The sequence below is a fragment of the Streptomyces sp. NPDC007875 genome (assembly GCF_042868035.1).
GTDB lineage: Bacteria > Actinomycetota > Actinomycetes > Streptomycetales > Streptomycetaceae > Streptomyces > Streptomyces antimycoticus.
On the sequence record NZ_JBIADZ010000113.1, the window covers coordinates 1 to 1,329 of the forward strand.

The following is a 1,329-nucleotide window of genomic DNA, read 5'->3' on the forward strand; positions in this document are numbered from 1 at the left end:
CCCCGGCCCCCCGTGCCGCCGCCGAAGAACGAGCTGAACAGGTCCTCGAAGTCCACTCCGCCGCCCCCGGCGTCCTCGCCGAAGCCACGGACGAACCGCACCCGGTCCCCGTCACCGGAGGTCGTCCAGCCGCGGAATCCGCCGCCTCCGCCGCCGACACCAGCGCCGACCCGCTCCTCCCAGTCCTCAGGGATCTTGCGGTAGTCCTCGCCGAACCGGTCGTAGCGGGCACGGGTGCCGGGGTCGGAGAGCACGCTGTAGGCGTCGTTGAGCTCCTTGAACCGCTCCTCCGCGTTCGGGTCCTTGTTCACATCGGGGTGATGGCGGCGGGCCTGGGTGCGGAACGCCTGCTGGATTTCGTCCTGGCTCGCACCCCGGGAAACCCCGAGCACCTCGTAGTAGTCCCGCGCCATGGCCGTCTCACTCCCGCTTCGCCACGGCCACGGCCACCGGCCTGAGTTGGTTGCCGGGGTCCCCGTAACCGGGGCGCAGGACCTGGACCACGGTGCCCGGTTCGGCCTCGGGGTCCTCGATCACACCGAGCACTTCGTGCCGGGCCGGGTCGAACGGCACCCCCGTCTCGCCCCGCCGCTCGTAGCCCAGCTGGGCCAGGGTGTTCACGGCCTGGTCACGGATGGCCTTGACGCCCTCCACGATCGAGCCGGGGTCGGCCTCGGCGTGAGAGAGGGCGAGTTCGAGGTTGTCGATGACGGGCAGCAGGGCCGCCGCCGTACGGGCCCGCTCGGTGGCCCGCTCCCGCTCCAGCTCCTTGGTGTGGCGCTTGCGCAGATTCTCCAGATCGGCCAGGGCCCGGCGCCAGCGGTCGTCCAGCTCCGCCAGCGCGGCGGCCTGCTCACCGGATGCGGTGTCGGCGGGGCCACCGGCCGCGTCCGGGCCGGGGCCCTCCCCGCCCGCGCCGCGCGCCTCCGCGGTGCCCGGGGCGGGCAGGTCCTGCTCCTGCTCCGGCTCCGTCACGGCGCCTTCCGGCACCGGTTCGGGCTGCTGCGGTTGAGTGGACATGGCGGCCTTTCCGTCAGCCTTCCTCTGCCTTCGCCGTATCGGCCGGGTCAGTCGTACGGGGCCTGTCGGTCAGCCCTTGTCGAACTCGGCGTCGATGACGTCCTCATCGCCTCCACCGCCCCCGGCCCCGGCGTCCTGGGCACCGCCCGCCGCGGCCCCACCGCCCGCCGCGCCCGCACCCGGACCGGCACCGGCCGTCTCATGCGCGGCCAGGCCCGCGTAGACCTGCTGGAGCTCGGAGACCAGCGGCCTGGTCCGGTCGACACCGGCCTCGTTCCTGACCGCCTCACGGGCATCGTTCACCAGCAT

2 protein-coding genes and 1 pseudogene are annotated in these 1,329 nt (G+C 73.6%); all 3 read right to left on the bottom strand.

Going from position 1 to position 1,329, the window contains the following annotated elements:
• On the bottom strand, positions 1-413 hold a 413-nt coding region (locus ACFYOY_RS49170; RefSeq protein ID WP_388594669.1), incomplete at its 3' end, for a DnaJ domain-containing protein.
• Positions 414-420: 7 nt separating this feature from the next.
• Positions 421-1,020 (bottom strand): nucleotide exchange factor GrpE, encoded by a 600-nt coding sequence (locus ACFYOY_RS49175; protein ID WP_351906726.1) that lies wholly within the window; start codon positions 1,018-1,020, stop codon positions 421-423.
• Between the two features lie 69 nt (positions 1,021-1,089).
• Positions 1,090-1,329 (bottom strand): annotated as a pseudogene (locus ACFYOY_RS49180) (molecular chaperone DnaK); the annotation flags it as partial.

Bases quoted from the DNA above. Each gene is read 5' to 3' on its own strand.
- ACFYOY_RS49175 (WP_351906726.1), bottom strand. From the start codon at position 1,020: ATGTCCACTCAACCGCAGCAGCCCGAACCGGTGCCGGAAGGCGCCGTG.